Source organism: Pseudomonas sp. TH39(2020) (assembly GCF_016650715.1).
Taxonomy (GTDB): domain Bacteria; phylum Pseudomonadota; class Gammaproteobacteria; order Pseudomonadales; family Pseudomonadaceae; genus Aquipseudomonas; species Aquipseudomonas mandelii_C.
Map to the genome: position 1 here is coordinate 696,379 of NZ_JAEKFF010000006.1, position 18,572 is coordinate 714,950.

The window sequence follows — 18,572 nt, forward strand, 5'->3', positions numbered from 1 at the left end:
ACGCGCTCCACAAAAACAATTAAATGAAGGATCCGTCATGGATAACTCACAATCCCTGCCTCTTGGGTCGGCAGCTTCGCCTGCCAAAGAAAGAACCACTGCCAGTCGCATCAAATCGATCTTCAGCGGCTCAGTCGGCAACATGGTCGAGTGGTACGACTGGTACGTCTATGCCGCCTTCTCCCTGTACTTCGCCAAGGCTTTTTTCCCCAAAGGCGACACCACCGCACAACTGCTGAACACCGCCGCGATCTTCGCCGTGGGCTTCCTGATGCGCCCGATCGGTGGCTGGCTGATGGGCCTCTACGCCGACAAGGCCGGTCGCAAGAAAGCACTGATGGCTTCGGTGTATCTGATGTGTTTCGGCTCGCTGCTGATTGCCCTGAGCCCGGGTTATGAAACCATTGGCATTGGCGCACCGATCCTGTTGATTTTCGCCCGTTTGCTGCAGGGCCTGTCGGTCGGTGGCGAGTACGGCACCTCGGCAACCTACCTCAGCGAAATGGCGACCAAGGATCGTCGCGGCTTCTACTCCAGCTTCCAGTACGTGACCCTGATCTCCGGCCAGCTCATCGCGTTGGCAGTGCTGATCGTGCTGCAACAGACCCTGACCACCGAGGAGCTCTACGCCTGGGGCTGGCGCATCCCGTTCGCCATCGGCGCGCTGTGTGCCGTGGTCGCGCTGTACCTGCGTCGTGGCATGGAAGAAACCGAGTCGTTCACCAAGAAAGAGAAGGCCAAGGAAAGCGCGATGCGCACCTTGATGCGTCATCCAAAGGAACTGATGACCGTGGTCGGCCTGACCATGGGCGGCACCCTGGCGTTCTACACCTACACCACGTACATGCAGAAATACCTGGTGAACACCGTCGGCATGAGCATCTCCGACTCCACCACCATTTCCGCTGCCACGCTGTTCCTGTTCATGTGCCTGCAACCGATCATCGGCGGCTTGTCGGATAAAGTCGGTCGCCGGCCAATCCTGATTGCCTTCGGTATTCTCGGGACGCTGTTCACCGTGCCGATCCTGACCACCCTGCACACCGTACAGACTTGGTGGGGCGCGTTCTTCCTGATCATGGCGGCGCTGATCATCGTCAGCGGCTACACCTCGATCAACGCGGTGGTCAAAGCCGAACTGTTCCCGACCGAAATCCGTGCGCTGGGCGTCGGCCTGCCGTACGCGCTGACCGTGTCGATCTTCGGCGGCACCGCTGAATACATCGCACTGTGGTTCAAGAGCATCGGTATGGAAACTGGTTACTACTGGTATGTCACCGCGTGTATTGCCGTGTCGTTGCTGGTCTACGTGACCATGAAAGACACCCGCAAGCATTCGCGGATCGAGACGGACTAATTCCGCAAGCGACACAAAAAAAGGGGCAGACCTGGCAAAGGTCTGCCCCTTTTTCATTGACGCTGAAAAGAGTGCGATCAAGACAAATAAGTGCGCCATGAACAATTTGTCACATAAGCAAAAGAGCGAATTAATCAGCGGTTAACGCCCTCCACGGACTCTCCTCGCCGATTCATTACATTGTGCAAGCGAACCTGGAGTACACACCATGAAAACCCAACTGATCCTCGCCCTGACCCTCTCTGTACTGGCCGCCAGTACCTTCGCCGCTGACGGTTACGATCGCACCGGCTCTGCCGCTTTCACCTCCGGAAGTGGCGCTGCAGTCGCCTCCGCTGGAAACGATCGCACTGACTCGGCGAAGGTCGCTTCCGACAGCGCCGATCACACCGACGCAGCCCGTACCAACTGATCTCACGCTGGAAATTACCCGTCAGCCCTTGCACTATGGCCGTCTTCGCTACGAACCGAATTCAGGAACCCCATGCCATGGCTGACGACATCCACTTCTACGAACCCGCCAACGGCCACGGCCTGCCGCATGACCCGTTCAATGCCATCGTCGGCCCACGTCCCATTGGCTGGATTTCCTCCCAGGATGCCGATGGCCGCTTGAACCTGGCGCCTTACAGTTTCTTCAACGCCTTCAACTACATTCCGCCGATCATTGGATTTTCCAGTGTCGGGCGCAAAGACAGCCTGAATAACATCGAGCGAACCGGCGAGTTCGCCTGGAACCTGGCGACCCGTCCGCTGGCCGAGCAGATGAACCAGTGCTCGGCCATGGTCGGGCCTGAGGTCAACGAGTTCGAGCTGTCCGGGCTAACCCCGGCAGCGTCGAAAATCATTCAGGTGCCACGCGTCGCCGAAAGCCCGGTGTCCTTCGAGTGCAAGGTCACGCAGATCATTCAGTTGCAGCGGGCGGACGGCGAAGTGGTGCCCAGCTGGCTGATTCTCGGCGAAGTGGTCGCCGTGCATATCGCCAAGTGGCTATTGAAGGATGGGGTGTACGACACCGCCGCGGCAGAACCGATCCTGCGCGGCGGCGGGCCAGCGGATTATTTCCAGCTGGGGCCTGAGGCATTGTTCAAGATGTATCGCCCGGGGGCGAAAAGGTAATTACCAGATCAGGTCGCCGTCTTCGCTGACGTCTTTGAGGCGTGTCAACTCAAGCGCGGCGGCTTCATCGGCCTCGCGGGCAGTTTTGAAGGTTTGCTCTTCCAGCAGCTTATGAAAGCGCGGTGCGCCCGAACCACCGATGGCTTTGGTGGCGATCGCGGCGTGATAACCGCCCTCGCGGGGTACTACGGCGGATACGGCTTCGAAGGTTTCAAAGGCTTTACGTGCCATGTCGCGGATCCTGGCTAACTGAGAATTGAGCCATTAAACCCTCAACCCGCCATTTTGTGTACCCACGACTGAGACTGACCGAGCGCCTGGGCGGCCGATACGTCCTTGAAGGTATGAAAATCCAGGCTATTGACCACCAGGTCTTGCACCAGCTCGGCAAAGATCTGCATGGCCGGGGTGCTGAAATAAGCGGTCATGGCCTGCTGGTTCATCCAGAAACCGGACACCAGCCACAGCTCCGGATCGCACTGCGAATGCTGCAGGGCAAAATTCAGGCAACCCGGTGCGCTGCGGGACGGCTCGATCAAGGCGCTCAGGCGCGCACCGAGTTCCGCCGAACGCCCGGCGCGGGCGCGGACAAAAGCCATATGACTGACGGGGATCTGCGTAGACATGTTCAACCCTCCCAGGTACTCGAGTGGCAGCCGTGGGACGGGCTGCGACAGGATCCAAGGTTAAGCGCGCCGGTGGAAGCGCGGTTAGTCGATTCCTGCCGGCTTGTTGCACAATCCTGCGCGGCTTCTCGAAAAACCTATAACAACCTGTAAAAGCTTTCGTGCCAATGAAACAGGGCTTTCAAGCAAGTTTTCCGTGGACGGCCCTGTCATAGAGGTGCCGTTAATCCACTCCGTGCAGAATCAGGCAAGGTTGAGGCAGGATGTGTCTACCGCTTCGTCTTGCACAAACTTAAGCTCGCCTCATTACTGACGCCCCACCGAGGATGCCTTGCATGTCGTCGCTCGATCACTTTAAAGCCCCGCTGGATGCCGACATGGAGAAACAGCGCGCGGAACTGGCCGCTATCATTCGCCATAACACGGCGGAGGATGGCACTTATGCGACTGCCGTCGGCTCGCTCTTCATGTCTCGCCATAGCAAGTCCCATGAGTTTGCCCCGGTACTGGCGCAACCCGCGCTGTGTATCATGGCGCAGGGCCGTAAAGAGGTCAGGCTGGCCGATGAATACTTCAATTACGATCCGCTGAATTACCTGGTGGTGTCGGTCTCGATGCCATTGAGCGGACGAGTGGTGAACGTCACGTCTGAAGAACCGATCCTCGCGGTGCGGCTGGATATCGACCCGGCGGAAATCTCCGCGCTGATTGCCGACGCTGGTCCTCTCGGTGTGCCCACCCGGCCGACGGGGCGCGGCTTGTATGTCGAACGGATCGACACCGCGATGCTCGACGCAGTGTTGCGTCTGGCACGTTTGCTGGATGCGCCGAAAGACATCGCCATGCTCGCGCCGTTGATTCGCCGGGAGATTCTGTATCGGTTGTTGCGCAGTCAGCAGGGCCATCGGCTGTACGAAATCGCTATCGCCAACAGCCAGAGCCATCGCATCAGCCAGGCGATCAAATGGCTCAACGGCAACTATGAACAGCCGTTGCGCATCGATGATCTGGCGAAGGAAGTGAACCTGAGTGTGTCGACGCTGCATCACCGGTTCAAGGCGATGACGGCGATGAGTCCGTTGCAGTATCAGAAGCAACTGCGCCTGCAAGAAGCGCGGCGATTGATGCTGGCGGAAGGGTTGGAGGCTTCGGCGGCGGGGTATCGGGTCGGGTATGAAAGCCCCTCGCAATTCAGCCGTGAGTACAGCCGATTGTTCGGGGCTCCGCCGTTAAGGGATTTGGCGCGGTTGCGGTTGACGGTTTGAGGTTGTGTATTGCCGTCAAAATCCACCCCTCACCCCAGCCCTCTCCCCAGAGGGGAGAGGGGGAAAGGGAGCCGATCTCCAAGCTTTTCAGAACTTGAGTTCGACTCGATATTTCAGGTCGATGTAGCTCAAAAGAACACCTCGGTCAGCCCCCTCGCCCCTTTGGGGAGAGGGTTGGGGTGAGGGGTGGATCTAACGGCAGGAACTCAGGCGCTTAGTACTCGGCACGCCTCCGCCGGAAGGGTCACCGACACCGGATTACCAATGCTCAACCCAAACCCCTGACACGGCGTACTCAACGCCGTAAACGACACCCCGGAACACTCCACGGTCGTTTCGATGGTCGCGCCAATATCACGCACAAACGTCACCTTACCGAGCAGCCGATTCCCCGCCGTCGCCTGCGGATGCGACAGTTGCAAATCTTCAGGGCGAATCAGCATCTTCACTTTCTCACCGACCACGATGCTGCTGCAGATCGGCACTTCCAGCGCATCGCCACCCGGCAGCCCGATCTTGCCGTTGCCCAGCGCAGTGGCCGGGAAAATATTGCCCGAGCCGATAAAGTCCGCAACAAACTCGTTGGCCGGGTGACGATAGATTTCAATCGGCGTACCCACCTGCTGCACCCGATGCTCACCCAATACCACGACGATATCCGCCATGGTCATGGCTTCACGCTGGTCGTGGGTCACCATGATGGTGGTGATGTTCAAGCGTTGTTGCAGCTGGCGGATTTCCACCTGCATCGATTCGCGCAGCTTGGCGTCGAGCGCCGACAGCGGCTCATCCAGCAGCAGGATTTTCGGCCGCGAGGCAATCGCCCGGGCAATCGCAACGCGCTGGCGTTGACCACCGGAGAGTTTGGCCACCGGGCGATCAATCATCTCGCTCAGCTGAATCAGCTCGAGCAACTCCACCACCCGCGCCTGCTGATCAGCCTTGCTGACGCCACGCAGTTTCAGCGGATAGGCGATGTTCTCCCCCACTGTCATGTGCGGGAACAGCGCCAGCGATTGAAACACCATGCCGAAGTTACGTTGATGCGCAGGCGTGTGGCCGATGTCTTCACCGTCCAGGCGAATCTCGCCGCCGCTCAGGGTTTCAAGCCCTGCGATCATTCGCAGCAAAGTGGTTTTTCCGCAGCCCGACGGGCCGAGAAAACACACTAGTTTGCCCTCAGGCAAATGCAGGTTCACATCCTTTACCGCGCAGGCCGAGCCGTAATGTTTCTCGACGTTTTCCAGAATCAGACCAGTCATGTTGCACCTCAAGAATCAGAACGAAACGCCACCTTCACCGACTAGCTTCTCCAACGCCCAAATCAGGACGAAGTCGATCAGCACGATCAGCACGGCGAACGAGAAAACGGTAGGGTCGAGCGATGACACGGTGCGGCTGTACATCCAGATCGGCACGGTCATGACATCGATGGTGTAGAGGAAGTAGGTCACGGTGAATTCGTTGAACGAGACGATGAACGCCAGCAGCATCCCCGCCAGAATCCCCGACTTCATCAACGGCACCACCACATCGATAATCGCCCGGGTCGGTGAAGCGCCAAGCATCTGCGCGGCCTCTTCGACTTCGCTGCCGATGGAGAGCATCGCGGCGGTGCAGTTTTTCACCACGAACGGTAACGCCAGGATCACGTGGGCAATCACCAGCCGCGACGTAGTGATTTGAAAGGGCAGGCTGTCGAACACCAGCAATAACGCCAGCCCCAACACCACCATCGGGAACACCAATGGCAGCGACATCAGTTGCAGCGCCACGGCTTTGCCGCGGAACTCGCAACGGGTCAGGGCATAGGCTGCCGGCACCGCGACAATCGTTGCAAACACCATGGTCAGGCACGCCACCATCAGGCTGGTGGTCATGGCTTTGCCGAGGCTCAGCACATCACTGGAATCCGGCGACACGAAGGTGTGCCAGGCAGCCTTGTACCATTGCAGGCTGTAGCTGCTCGGCGGGAAGTCGAGGTTCGACGCACCGCTGAACGACATCACGATCATGGTCAGGATCGGCAACACCGCCAGCAGCAGGATGAAGCCCGACAGGATGCCGGCAAACTTGCCGGTCTCGCCGGGCAGCAGCCCATAACGTTTCTTGATCAGGGTGCTCATTGGGAAGCCTCCAGCATGCGCCGACGACGGCCAGTGATGTATTCGGACAAGGTCATGATTGCGAGCGTGGTGACAATCAGCACCACACCGGCAGCGGAGGCGGCAGGCCAGTTCATCAGCGGGGCGATCTGGTCATGCACCATCACGGCCAGCATCGGCACGCGTCGGCCGCCGAGCAGCAAAGGCACCACGAAGCTGCTGGCGTTGTAGGCGAATACCAACGTCGCACCCGTGATGATCCCCGGCATGCTCATCGGCAGCACCACCTGACGGAACACCTGCAAACGGCTGGCACCCAGGGTTGCAGCGGCTTCTTCATAAGTACGGGCGACGCCGCGCATGGCGCTGGCAATCGGCAGCACGGCCAACGGGAACGCGGTTTGCACCAGGCCCATCAGTACGCCGTTCTGGTTGTAGAGCAACATGATCGGGCGCTTGATCAGGCCCAGGCCCATCAGCGCCTGGTTGAGCATCCCGCCAGGTCCCAGAATCACCAGCCAGCCGTAGCTTTGCAGCAGCAGGTTGACCAGCAATGGCAGCAGCACCGCGGCGAGGAAGATCCGTCGCACAAACGGTGAGGTCAGCCGCGACATGGTGTAGGCCACCGGGATCGCCAACACGACCGCGATCACCGCGCTGATCAGCGCCAGACGCAGGGTCAGCAGCAAGGATTTGAGGTAGTACGGTTCCAGCAGTTGGGCGTAACTGGCCAGGCTGAACCCGGTCCATTCCGCGCCTTTGGTGCCCACGCTCATGCGCAGTACCAAGAGGCTGGCGGCGATCAATACGCCCAGAAACAGCATCGACGGCGAGAGGAAAATCCAGGCACGCGTCGTCGGCGAAACACCCCGATTGGTGCGCGCGGGAACGGCGACGACCGGATGAGTCAGAGGTTGGTGTTCCATAGCAAAGGTCTCGTCAATGGAAAGCAGCGGACAAACACATCCCTCAAAACCACCTTGGCCCCTTGTGGGAGCGAGCCTGCTCGCGAAAGCGATCTGCCAGTCGACATCAATGCTGAATGTCAGACCGCATTCGCGAGCAGGCTCGCTCCCACAGGGGATCTTCAGTGGTTGAAGATCCTGTGTTTGTCACTCGATCAGGAAGAAAAGATTTCCGTGTAACGACGAATCCATTGGTCATGCACGGTGGCCAGGAAGGCGTTGTCGTGCATGATCGCCTTCTCGGCAATCTGATCAGGCGTGAGGATGTACGGGCTCTTGCGCGCTTCGGCGGAGATGATCGCCTTGGCGTTGACCGGACCGTTGTAGATGTCCTCAGCCATCTTGCCCTGCACCAGCGGGTCCAGAGAGTGGTTGATGAAGGCGTAGGCCAGGTCGGTATCGCCCGGACGATTCTTCGGCATCACCGAGAGCATCAGGTCGGTGTAGAAACCTTCCTTCATCCCGAAGGTGGCGCCCAGACCGTAAGCCGGATCGCGGATCTGTTTCGGGAAGAACGCTGGCGCGTACAAGCCGCCCATGTCCAGAGAACCGGTACGGAACAGTTCGGCGATCTGGTTCGGGTTTTCACCCAGGGTCACTACGCGATCTTTCAGCTCGGCGAGTTTCTTGAAGCCAGGCTCGATGTTGTGCTCGTCACCACCGGCCAGTTTGGCGGCGATGATGATCAGGTCCATCGCTTCGGTCCAGTTCGGCGGCGGCAGGAAGATGTTCGGCGACAGCTCGGCGTCCCACAGGGCGGCGTAGCTGTCCGGCGCTTCTTTGATGGTGCGGGTGCTGTAGACCAGGCTGTTGCACCAGAGCAGGTAACCGATGCCGTGGCCATTGGCGCCGGTGCGGTATTTCTCCGGTACGTCGACCAGGTTGGGAATGCGGTTGAGGTCGGGTTTTTCCAGCAGGTTGGCCGCGGCCAGACCTTCGGCGCCGACGCCTGCCAGGGTGATGATGTCGTACTGCGGACGATCACCGCCGGCCTTGAGTTTGGCGACCATTTCCGAGGTGCTGCCGGTGCGGTCAGCGATGACCTTGCAGCCGTACTTGTCTTCGAAGGTGGCCGCGATGTTGCGCAGTGCGGCCAGGCCGGTGTCGTCGGACCAGGTCAGCAGGCGCAGGGTTTTGCCCTGGAAGCGTGTGTCACTGGCATTGGCCTTGACGAAGGGCAAACTCATGGCCGCCGCGGCTACGGACGCCACGCCCACGGTTTTGATGAATTGACGTCTGTTTAAATCATGCTCGCCCATGAAGGACTCCCTTTGTTTTTTTAAGTATGAGGTTGGTCGCAACCGTTGCATCCGCGCGGTCAAATCGGCTTAAAGCCCCCGGTTTCAAAGGACTTGCGCTGAGCCGACGGGTTCATCCTGAGGTCGTGCAAAACACCTGACTATCGATAAAAACTCATTGAAGCCATGACGCCAGCGCATGCCTCATGACGAGGCATGCGCTGACCCTTTTCGGGCCGTCAGACCGCTCGAATCACGTGTTTGATTTCCTGGAAAGCCTGCAAACCCCACGGCCCCAATTCGCGGCCGATGCTGCTCTGTTTGTAGCCACCCCAGGCGGTCTGCGGGAAGATCACTTGCGGCGCGTTGATCCACACAAGCCCCGCCTGCAAGGCGTTGGCGACCCGATCTGCCGCTTCCGCATCGCGGGTGACCACGCTGGCCACCAGACCGAACTGGCTGTCATTGGCCAGGGCAATCGCCTCGGCTTCGGTGGCAAAACTGCGCACGCAGATTACCGGACCGAAAATCTCTTCACACCACAGCGCACTGCCTGGGGGCACTTCAGTGAAAATCGTCGGCTGCAAAAAATAGCCGCGCGGCAAGTCTGCCGGACGATTGCCGCCGCAAACCAGTTTGGCGCCAGCACTCAAACCACGATCAATGTGGCCCAGCACGCGCTGGTATTGAGCCTGATTGACCAGCGCGCCCATTTCCACATTCGGGTCGAACGGATCAGCCACGCGAATGGCTTCGGCGCGGGCCTTCAAACGGATGAGGAATTCGTCCGCCAGTTCATCGGCGACCAGCACACGGCTGGTGGCCGAACACATCTGCCCGGCGTTGAAGAATCCACCGCCACAGGCCACTTCCACGGCCAGTTCGATGTCTGCGTCCTTGAGCACCAGCAGCGAGGATTTGCCGCCCAGCTCCAGGCTAACGCCCTTCACGGTTTCTGCGGCACGTTGCATGACTTGAACACCGACGGCGTTGCTGCCGGTGAAGGAAATTTTGGCGATGCGCGGATCAGTGGACAACGGCGCGCCGACCGCCAGCCCCGTGCCGCAGACCAGGTTGAACACGCCTTTGGGCAGACCGGCCTCGGCGATGATCGTCGCCAGTTCCAGTTCCGGGAGCGGTGTCACTTCGGACGGTTTGAGTACCACACAGCAACCGGCAGCCAGGGCCGGGGCGAGTTTCCAGGCGGTGGTGACCATAGGGAAATTCCACGGCACGATCAGGCCGACCACACCGCAGGGTTCGCGGCGCACACGAGCGCTGAAATCGTCGGTTGGCAGTTCAACATTGCTGTCTTGCTTGGCATCGAGGCCTTCGGCCAGACCTGCGTAGTACTCGAAGGTGGCGATCACGTCGTCGACGTCGATGGCGGCTTCAAACAGCGGCTTGCCGTTGTTGCTCGACTGCAAATGCATCAACCGTTCGCGACTGGCCTGCACGCCCGCAGCAACTTTGCGCAGGATTGCACCGCGCTCGGCGCCGGTGGTTTTCGACCAGTCGGCGAAGGCGTTGGTTGCGGCAGTAACGGCTTGCTCGACCGCGCGTTCATCGCCGCCGTTCACGGTGGTCAACAAGGCTTCGGTCGCCGGGTTGATCACGCGCAGGTGTTCGTTGCCAGCGGACCATTGGCCGTCGATGAACAGGCCATCCAGTGCCGTTGGGAAAGTCATGCGGAAAGTCATTTCGACACCGCCTTCATCCAAACAGTCTGATCGATTTCAATCAGGGTCGGACCCTGGCGATCGGTGGCGGCGCGCAGTGCGCTGCGCAGTTGCTCGACACCGCAGACGGCTTCGGCTGCACAGCCCAGCGCCTTGGCCACGCCGATGAAGTCCGGGGTGTAGATGTCTACGCCAACCGGCTCGATGGCGCGGTTGACCATGTATTTCTTGATCTCTTCGTAGCCCTGGTTATTCCACAGCAGGACGATCACCGGAGTGCGCGCTTCAACGGCGCTGGCCAGTTCCGGCAGGGTAAATTGCAGGCCGCCGTCGCCGATCAGGCACACCACTGGCGGCCGGGTACCATTTTCGATGCTGCCGCCGAGCCAGGCGCCAATCGCTGCCGGCAAGGCGTAACCAAGGGTGCCGTAACCGGTGGACGAGTTGAACCAGCGACGTGGACGTTCCGGGTTAAACGTCAGGTTGCCGGTGTATACCGGTTGGGTCGAATCGCCGACGAAAACGGCCTCTGGCAATTCGTGCAGAACGGTTTCCAGGAAACGGGTCTGGGCCAGGGTCGGAGCGTCCCAGGTGGCGGCCAGTTCGTCGCGCAAGCGTGCGGCACGGACCTGGCCCCAATCGTTGCGGCGCTCGGCCAGCGAGTGGTGGGACAGTTCGCTCAGCAAGGCTTGGGCGGCGTTGCGTGAGTCGGCTACCAACGCGACTTTCGGCGGGTAGTTGCGCACGGTCTGGTCGGGATCAATGTCCACACGCAGCAGCACGCCAGGAATCTCGAAACCGCCGGCGAAGGTCACGTCGTAATCGGTCTCGGCCAGTTCGGTGCCGATGGCCAGCACTACGTCAGCCTCGGCCACCAGGGCGCGGGTCGCGACCAGGCTCTGGGTCGAGCCGATCAGCAACGGGTGATTGGATTCGAGCATGCCTTTGGCGTTGATGGTCAGGGCCACTGGAGCGTCCAGCAGCTCGGCCAGTTCAGTCAGCTCGGCGGCCGCATCGATGGCGCCGCCACCGGCGAGAATCAGTGGGCGCTTGGCACCGGCCAGCAACGCGGTCATGCGGCTGATTGCGCTCGGCGAGGCACCGGCGCGGTCGATGTTCACGGGTACGCTGGCGAGCAGGTCATCGGCCTCTTCTACCAACACGTCCAACGGAATTTCGATATGCACAGGACGCGGACGGCCAGCCTGGAACAGTGCAAAAGCGCGAGCCAGGACGCCCGGCAATTCAGCCGCCGACATCAAGGTGTGGGAGAACGCCGCGACGCCACCGACCAATGCGCTCTGGTTTGGCAGCTCGTGCAGCTTGCCGCGACCGCCGCCCAACTGGCTGCGCGATTGCACGCTGGAGATCACCAGCATCGGGATCGAATCGGCGTAGGCCTGGCCCATGGCGGTGGTGATGTTGGTCATGCCAGGGCCGGTGATGATGAAGCACACACCCGGTTTGCCGCTGGTGCGAGCGTAACCGTCGGCCATGAAACCGGCGCCCTGTTCGTGACGCGGAGTGACGTGGTTGATGCTCGAACGGGCCAGCCCGCGATACAGCTCCACGGTGTGAACCCCGGGAATGCCGAACACCTGCTCAACCCCATAATCTTCGAGTAACTTGACCAATACTTCGCCGCACGTCGCCATGTCTTTGCCCTTTTTGTTCGTTTGAGACGCCGGACCTGCGCAGTGTTTATGATGAGCGGGCAGGTCCAGGGATGGCCTCATTGGAACGGGCGACACGTAGCCGCAACAATGGATAAAAAGTCATACTAGCCATGTCCTCACGTCATACCTTGGATCCCAATGAAACGATTGCCTCCCCTGCCGGCGCTGCACACTTTTCTGATTACCGCGCAGTGCTGCAACTTCACCCGTGCTGCTGAACAGCTGTACATCACCCAAGGTGCGGTGAGTCGGCAGATCGCCGGGCTGGAAGAACATCTGGGTTATGAACTGTTCATTCGCCAGGCTCGAGGCTTGAGCCTGACCGCTGAAGGACGGGAATGGCTGCCACGGGTCCAGCAGATTTTCGGTCTGATCGACGAGGCGGTGGAACAGATCGGCGAGAAGCGCGAAACCCTGCAACTCAAGGCCCCGACGTGCGTCATGCGCTGGCTGTTGCCACGGCTGTTGCAGTGGCAACGGGAGCGCCCGGATGTGCCGGTGGAATTGACCACCACGGTCAAGCACGGTGTGGATTTTCATCGCGAGCAGTTCGATGCAGCGGTGGTGTATGGCGTGCCACCGGACACCTCACTGGCGTCCCATCGGCTGTTTGACGAACAACTGACGCCGGTCTGTTCCAAGCCGTTGCTCGAAGGTCCGGTGCCGCTGCTGACGCCGGAAGATCTGGAGCAGCACATGCTGCTGCACCCGACACGGGATGAACGAGACTGGAAGGCCTGGCTGGCCACCGCGGATGTTCGCTTGAGCAATGTCGGCAAGGGTCAGCATTTCGAAACGCTGGACCTGGCGATGTCGATGGCGTCCCAAGGGACAGGCGTGGCGATCGGGGATTGGTCGTTGATTGGCGATGATTTGAGTGCCGGGCGGCTGGTCATGCCGTTTGAATTGAAGGTGAAGACCGGGTTGGCGTATTACCTTGTTTTCCCCGATAAACCTGGACCTTCGCCGAAGTTGCGTGAATTGATGGGGTGGTTGGTGGAGCAGGCTCAGGCGCGGTGAATGTGTGTGTGGCGTGGTGTGTCAGTTAGATCCACCCCTCATCGGAACGCCGCCCGCCCATCCCTCCCGAAACGTCGGACCGCCCCAGAGGGGAGAGGGGGAAAGGGGGCAGATCCGGGGCCGTTCAAAACTTGAGTTCGACTCGATATCTCAGGTCGCAAAATTTCGATCAGACAACCCGGTCAGTCCCCTCGCCCCTCTGCGGCGGTCCGACGTTTCGGGAGGGTTAGGGTGAGGGGTGGTTTTCAGCTCAATACCCGACAGCAAACCTCTGACGAGAATGCTTCGGCGCTTCCACTTCATCGATCATCGCAATCGCATAATCGGCAAAAGTAATCCAGCTCCGCCCTTCGCTACTCACCAGCAAATCATCCTTGCCGATCCGAAACGTGCCTGTGCGCTCACCTTCGACAAACTCTGCCGACGGCGACACAAAGGTCCAGTCCAGCTGTTTTTCCTGCCGCAGGTTTTCCAGAAACAGCGCACCGGCACTGGCCTCAGCCTTGTACGCCTGCGGAAAACCCTCGCTGTCGATGACGCGGGTTCCGTCCGGCAGCAACAGCGAACCGGCACCGCCCACCACCAGCAGACGATTCACGCCGGCCTGTTTCACCGGTCCGATCACCGCGCTGGCAGGAAGGGTCGCGAAGTGCGCAGCGCTGATCACCACGTCATGGCCCGCGACTGCCGCTTGCAAGGTTTCAGCGTCGAGCGCATCCACATTTTTACTCACCACACCGGCACGTTGGCCGATCTTCGAGGTGTCGCGGGCGATCGCCGTAACGCTGTGACCCCGGCGCAAGGCTTCTTCTAACAGCTGGCTACCGGCGCGACCGGTAGCTCCAATGATTGCGATCTTGCTCATGACGTTCTCCAGTGTGGATCAGTGTGAGTAGGTGAATCGGGTTACCACTTCATCTCGCCCTTGGCGACTTTGGCGCTCAGTTCCAGGGAGCTTTCTTCACCCAGCTTCGGGTAGCGTTTTTTCATCGCGGCGATCAGCGCAGCGGAGTCTTTGGCCTTGGCGGTTTCTTCGTCGAAGGTCTTGATGTAATCGGCAGTGAACTGCACGGCGGCCAGGGAGCGGGCGCTCTCACCGAGGTAATGACCCGGCACGATGGTTTTCGGCTTCAGGGTTTCGATGGCATGCAGCGTAGTCAACCAATCGGCGTGGGACTGCGGCGTCTGGGTGTCAGCCATCCACACATGGATGTTTTCCGCGACGACGACGCCACCGACCACCGCCTTGATCGACGGAATCCAGACAAAGGTGCGATCCGGCTGCTTGCCCTCAAGCCCCACCACCTGCAACTTCTGTCCTTCGAGCATCAGGCTGTCGCCTTTGAGTACATCCGGCACGATGGTTTTGGCCGGTACGTCGGCGCCCATTTTCGGCCCCCAGAACGCCAGTTTGCCGTCGACGGTTTTCTGGATGTGGTCCACGGTCGGCTGCGAGGCGAGCACTTTGGCGTTGGGGAATGCGGCAGTCAGGGTGTCGAGGCCGAAGTAGTAATCCGGGTCACCGTGGCTGATGTAGATGGTGGTCAGTTGCTTGCCGCTGGCGCGGATCTTCTCGACCACTTGCTCGGCCTGGGATTTGCCAAATTGTGCATCCACCAAAATCGCGTCTTTCTCGCCGCTGACCAGCACCGAGGTCACCGGAAAAATCGCCTTGTCGCCCGGGTTGTAGACGTCCAGGGTCAGGGTCGAGGCAGCCGCCGCGTGGGCGGCGAAACCGAGGGTGGCGGTGGCCAGCAAAATACGTTTAAGCGAGGTGAAGCCGATCATCTGTTGCTCCGTTGTCAAATTGCCGTGCGTGGCGATGGACCAGAGCTTAGTTGCATGACTCAGTACAAAAAATGCGATGCTGGGACATAGTTTGTTTCTGAAAGTGAGCGAATGATGGATCGTCTACAAGCAATGCGGGTGTTCGTCACGGTGGTTGACCTCGGCAGCCAATCAGCCGCCGCCGATCACCTGGACCTGTCACGGCCCGTGGTTTCGCGCTATCTGGCGGAGCTGGAGGATTGGGTCGGCGCACGCCTGATGCACCGCACCACGCGCAAGCTGAGCCTGACCGCCGCCGGCAGTGAAATCCTGCCTCGTTGTCGGCAGATGCTCGACTTGTCCACGGACATGCAGGCCGCCGTCAGCGAACCGGACGATGCGCCGCGCGGCGTGTTGCGGATCAGCGTCAGCACTTCGTTCGGTCAGGCACAACTGGCGGATGCCATGGCCGCTTACGTCAAACGTTATCCCGGCGTCAGCATCGACATGCAGATGCTCGACCGCACGGTGAACCTGGTGGATGAGCGCATCGATCTGGCGATCCGCACCAGCAACGACCTGGACCCGAACCTGATCGCGCGACGGCTGACGGTCTGCCGCTCGGTGATCTGCGCCTCCCCCGCTTATCTGCTCGAACACCCGACACCGCGGCGGGTCGAGGATCTGAGCCAGCACAATTGCCTGACCCACTCCTACTTCGGCAAAAGCCTCTGGCATTTCGAGGAGGACGGTGAGCAGGTGTCAGTGCCGGTGCAGGGCAACATCAGCGCCAACGAAGCCAGCACGTTGTTGCGCGCGGCGATGGCCGGTGCAGGGGTGGCGATGCTTCCCAGTTATCAGGCCGGCGTGTATATCCATAGCGGCGAATTGATCCGCCTGCTGCCCCATGCCGAACCCCGGCAGATGAACGTTTACGCGGTGTATGCCTCACGCAAACACATGCCGGCGGCGTTGCGCAGCATGCTGGATTTTCTGGTGCTCAGATTCCCGGACGATCCGGCGTGGGATATCGGCCTGTAACCGTATCCCCTTGTGGGAGCGAGCCTGCTCGCGAAGGCGGTGGGTCAGCCAACATCATTGTTGAATGATTGATCGCATTCGCGAGCAGGCTCGCTCCCACAGGGGAAATCACTGTTCTGAATGTCGGGTTACATGCCCAGGCCGTGTTACTGGTAACTCACTGGCACTGACCTATGCTGAAAGTAGTACCGAAGGGTATTCGTTCAGAGGTCAACGCCATGAACATCAAAACAAGAAGATACCTCGCGATTTTCATCACCTGCGCGGCCACGCTCGCGCTGTATGGCACCGCGGCCTGGCGGGTCGAGCAGTTGCGACAACTGCCCCGTGAATACGCGAGCTGCAACTTCGAACGCTGCATTCCCCACAACGCGACCCTCAACGCCCTCAAGTAACGAAGGGGATCAGGCCTCGTTGTCCTGATCGGCCTTCAAGCGGTCGCGAAATGCCTTGGGCGAGATCCCCACTCGACGCCGGAACAGGCGCGTGAAGTTGGTCGGATCAGAGAACCCCAACACGTCGGACATCTCATAAATGGTCATGCTGGTGTAGGTCAGCAAGCGCTTGGCCTCCAGCAATTGACGCTCGTGCATGATCTGCAACGCCGGTTGTCCCGCCAGCTCACGGCAGGTGCCGTTGAGGTGGGACACGGAAATCCCCAGCCGATGGGCCAGGTCCTCGACCTTGACGTGCTGGCGATAGGTCTCTTCCACCAGTTGGATAAAACCGTTGAGGTATTCCCGGGCTCGCTGCGGACGCTGGCTGGCGTTGCGGCGGGAAATCACCTGGCGGCTGACCCACACCATGATCACGCTGACCAACGAATGCATGAGCATTTCGCGAGCCGGCTGGTGCCCGGTGTATTCGTCTTGCAGCGCTGAAAACAGGCTGTTGAGGTATTCGCCTTCCTTGCCCGCCGGATAACTTTCGGCCTGGGCCAGAGCGTTCACCGAGTTGCCCAGTTGCGCCTGAAGATGAGCAACCAGCGGCGCGGCAAGGGTCACGACAAACCCTTCGACGTCCTCGGAAAACCGATAGCCATGCACCGATAACGGCGGCAGGATCAGGATCGCCGGCTCAGTCAATTGCGTGCGTTTGCCTTCGATTTCAAGCTCTGCCTGACCTTTGAATACGAAGAGCAGCTGGCACAAATCGGCGTGGCGGTGGGGTTTGATTTCCCATTGGTGTTCGCGGCTGCGTTTGGAAATGGTTTCACAGTGCAGCAAGTCCGGGGTCGGCCAATCCAGGCTTTCACCGTAGAGCTTGAACACTGGAATCGAAGGTAGGTCAGGCTTGTTCATCACTTCAATCCAGGCCTCGGGGGTAGGCGGGCGATAATCGCACCGATTGGCAGAATGTACAGGTATCGGCTCAGTTTTCCCCTTCAATTGACAGACTCGCGAGAGAAAAATGCAAGCACTCGATCCATAAAAATTATTCACCGGCCCTGGTCGCGTGAAGCTTGCGAGTCATAAAAACAATGAAAATGCTGAAAACCCAAATCGCCATCATCGGCGCCGGTCCGTCCGGTTTATTGCTCGGCCAATTGCTGCACAACGCCGGCATCGACACCCTCATTCTCGAACGCCAGACCCCGGACTATGTGCTCGGACGAATCCGTGCCGGCGTCCTCGAACAAGGCATGGTAGAGCTGTTGCGCCAGGCCGGGGTGGGACAGCGCATGGACGCCGAAGGGCTGGTCCACACAGGCTTCGAACTGGCCCTCGACGGACGTCAGGTCCACATCGATCTGCACGCCCTCACCGGTGGCAAAACGGTGATGATCTACGGTCAGACCGAGGTCACCCGCGACCTGATGGCCGCTCGTCGGGAGGCCGGTGCGCAGACGATTTACGAGGCAGGCAACGTCGTTCCTCACGGGATGAAAACCGAAGAGCCGTTCGTGACTTTTGAGAAGGACGGCGAGCTGTATCGACTCGATTGCGACTACATCGCCGGGTGCGACGGTTTCCATGGCGTGGCCCGGCAGTCGATTCCTGCCGAGTGCCTGAACGTGTTCGAGCGGGTCTATCCGTTTGGCTGGCTGGGGATTCTTGCCGATACCCCGCCAGTGCACGAAGAGCTGGTTTACGCCCGGCATGAGCGCGGTTTTGCCCTGTGCAGCATGCGTTCGGCCACCCGCACTCGCTATTACCTCCAGGTGCCGGCCGACGAGCACGTCGAGAACTGGTCTGATCAGCGCTTCTGGGATGAACTCAAATCCCGTCTGCCTTGTGCGTTGGCAGCGTCGTTGGTCACTGGACCTTCCATCGAAAAAAGCATCGCGCCGTTACGCAGTTTTGTCGTCGAACCGATGCAGTACGGGCGGATGTTTTTGGTCGGCGACGCCGCGCACATCGTCCCGCCCACCGGCGCCAAGGGCCTGAACCTGGCGGCCAGCGATGTCAGTACGCTGTTCAACATTCTGCTGAAGGTTTACCGGGAAGGCCGTGTGGATTTGCTGGAGAAATACTCCGAGGTCTGCCTGCGTCGGGTGTGGAAAGCCGAACGATTTTCCTGGTGGATGACCTCGATGCTGCACCGCTTTGACGATAACGACGCCTTCAGCCAGCGGATTGCCGAGTCGGAACTGGGGTACTTCGTCGACTCCGAAGCCGGTCGGAAAACCATTGCAGAAAATTACGTCGGCCTTCCATACGAGGCTATCGAATAGCCTGCTATCGACTTACACTGGCGAGCATCCCCGCTCGCCT

The 18,572-nt window shown here is 59.9% G+C and carries 18 protein-coding genes and 1 pseudogene; 8 read left to right on the forward strand and 11 right to left on the reverse strand.

Annotation, left to right across the window (positions count from 1 at the left end):
• Nucleotides 1–37: 37 nt before the first annotated feature.
• The 3 genes and pseudogenes from JFU47_RS11250 (at nt 38) to JFU47_RS11260 (ending at nt 2,476) form a co-directional block, all read left to right on the forward strand.
• A complete protein-coding gene (locus JFU47_RS11250; RefSeq protein WP_123367845.1) occupies nt 38–1,357 on the forward strand; it encodes an MFS transporter in 1,320 nt (439 codons plus the stop codon).
• A 208-nt stretch (nt 1,358–1,565) separates the two neighbouring features.
• Nucleotides 1,566–1,760, forward strand: a pseudogene (locus JFU47_RS11255) (hypothetical protein); the annotation flags it as partial.
• Between the two features lie 86 nt (nt 1,761–1,846).
• Entirely contained in the window at nt 1,847–2,476 is a 630-nt protein-coding gene (locus JFU47_RS11260) for a flavin reductase family protein (RefSeq protein WP_140893515.1), read from the forward strand.
• On the opposite strand, the gene JFU47_RS11265 is transcribed toward JFU47_RS11260, so the two are convergent.
• Together JFU47_RS11265 and JFU47_RS11270 are read right to left on the reverse strand one after the other, a co-directional pair.
• Nucleotides 2,477–2,707: a hypothetical protein gene (locus tag JFU47_RS11265; RefSeq protein ID WP_123368237.1), complete on the reverse strand. Its 231-nt coding sequence runs from the start codon at nt 2,705–2,707 to the stop codon at nt 2,477–2,479.
• Nucleotides 2,708–2,748: 41 nt separating this feature from the next.
• On the reverse strand, nt 2,749–3,102 hold the full coding sequence (locus tag JFU47_RS11270) for a putative quinol monooxygenase (RefSeq protein ID WP_123368238.1): 354 nt from the start codon (nt 3,100–3,102) through the stop codon (nt 2,749–2,751).
• 335 nt (nt 3,103–3,437) lie between these two features.
• Between JFU47_RS11270 and JFU47_RS11275 the strand changes: the two genes are divergently transcribed.
• Complete coding sequence (locus JFU47_RS11275) at nt 3,438–4,367, forward strand: AraC family transcriptional regulator (protein ID WP_201182991.1); 930 nt, start codon at nt 3,438–3,440, stop codon at nt 4,365–4,367.
• 206 nt (nt 4,368–4,573) lie between these two features.
• Here JFU47_RS11275 and JFU47_RS11280 read toward each other — a convergent pair whose 3' ends face one another.
• The 6 genes from JFU47_RS11280 to JFU47_RS11305 all read right to left on the reverse strand — a co-directional run bounded on the left by JFU47_RS11280 (nt 4,574) and on the right by JFU47_RS11305 (nt 12,009).
• On the reverse strand, nt 4,574–5,629 hold the full coding sequence (locus JFU47_RS11280; protein ID WP_140676924.1) for an ABC transporter ATP-binding protein: 1,056 nt from the start codon (nt 5,627–5,629) through the stop codon (nt 4,574–4,576).
• Nucleotides 5,630–5,644: 15 nt separating this feature from the next.
• Complete coding sequence (locus JFU47_RS11285) at nt 5,645–6,493, reverse strand: ABC transporter permease (RefSeq protein WP_201182994.1); 849 nt, start codon at nt 6,491–6,493, stop codon at nt 5,645–5,647.
• Nucleotides 6,490–7,398, reverse strand: a complete 909-nt coding sequence (locus tag JFU47_RS11290; protein ID WP_201182996.1) for an ABC transporter permease — start codon at nt 7,396–7,398, stop codon at nt 6,490–6,492. The genes JFU47_RS11285 and JFU47_RS11290 overlap by 4 nt, the downstream gene beginning before the upstream one ends.
• Nucleotides 7,399–7,592: 194 nt before the next feature.
• On the reverse strand, nt 7,593–8,696 hold the full coding sequence (locus tag JFU47_RS11295; protein WP_201182998.1) for an ABC transporter substrate-binding protein: 1,104 nt from the start codon (nt 8,694–8,696) through the stop codon (nt 7,593–7,595).
• Between the two features lie 218 nt (nt 8,697–8,914).
• A complete protein-coding gene (locus JFU47_RS11300) occupies nt 8,915–10,363 on the reverse strand; it encodes an aldehyde dehydrogenase family protein (RefSeq protein WP_201183000.1) in 1,449 nt (482 codons plus the stop codon).
• An 8-nt stretch (nt 10,364–10,371) separates the two neighbouring features.
• Entirely contained in the window at nt 10,372–12,009 is a 1,638-nt protein-coding gene (locus tag JFU47_RS11305; protein ID WP_201183002.1) for a 5-guanidino-2-oxopentanoate decarboxylase, read from the reverse strand.
• Between the two features lie 159 nt (nt 12,010–12,168).
• On the opposite strand from JFU47_RS11305, the gene JFU47_RS11310 reads away from it, so the two are divergent.
• Complete coding sequence (locus tag JFU47_RS11310; RefSeq protein ID WP_201183004.1) at nt 12,169–13,050, forward strand: LysR substrate-binding domain-containing protein; 882 nt, start codon at nt 12,169–12,171, stop codon at nt 13,048–13,050.
• Nucleotides 13,051–13,300: 250 nt separating this feature from the next.
• Here the strand turns inward: JFU47_RS11310 and JFU47_RS11315 are convergent, their stop codons facing one another.
• On the reverse strand, nt 13,301–13,915 hold the full coding sequence (locus JFU47_RS11315) for an NAD(P)-dependent oxidoreductase (protein ID WP_201183006.1): 615 nt from the start codon (nt 13,913–13,915) through the stop codon (nt 13,301–13,303).
• 41 nt (nt 13,916–13,956) lie between these two features.
• On the reverse strand, nt 13,957–14,838 hold the full coding sequence (locus JFU47_RS11320) for an MBL fold metallo-hydrolase (RefSeq protein WP_201183008.1): 882 nt from the start codon (nt 14,836–14,838) through the stop codon (nt 13,957–13,959).
• 114 nt (nt 14,839–14,952) lie between these two features.
• Between JFU47_RS11320 and JFU47_RS11325 the strand changes: the two genes are divergently transcribed.
• On the forward strand, nt 14,953–15,858 hold the full coding sequence (locus tag JFU47_RS11325; RefSeq protein ID WP_207202903.1) for a LysR family transcriptional regulator: 906 nt from the start codon (nt 14,953–14,955) through the stop codon (nt 15,856–15,858).
• 218 nt (nt 15,859–16,076) lie between these two features.
• Nucleotides 16,077–16,253, forward strand: a complete 177-nt coding sequence (locus JFU47_RS11330; RefSeq protein ID WP_170206612.1) for a hypothetical protein — start codon at nt 16,077–16,079, stop codon at nt 16,251–16,253.
• 9 nt (nt 16,254–16,262) lie between these two features.
• Here the strand turns inward: JFU47_RS11330 and JFU47_RS11335 are convergent, their stop codons facing one another.
• Nucleotides 16,263–17,159, reverse strand: a complete 897-nt coding sequence (locus tag JFU47_RS11335) for a helix-turn-helix domain-containing protein (protein ID WP_140676944.1) — start codon at nt 17,157–17,159, stop codon at nt 16,263–16,265.
• Between the two features lie 188 nt (nt 17,160–17,347).
• On the opposite strand from JFU47_RS11335, the gene pobA reads away from it, so the two are divergent.
• Complete coding sequence (pobA, locus tag JFU47_RS11340) at nt 17,348–18,532, forward strand: 4-hydroxybenzoate 3-monooxygenase (RefSeq protein WP_185049435.1); 1,185 nt, start codon at nt 17,348–17,350, stop codon at nt 18,530–18,532.
• The last annotated feature ends 40 nt before the right edge of the window (nt 18,533–18,572 follow it).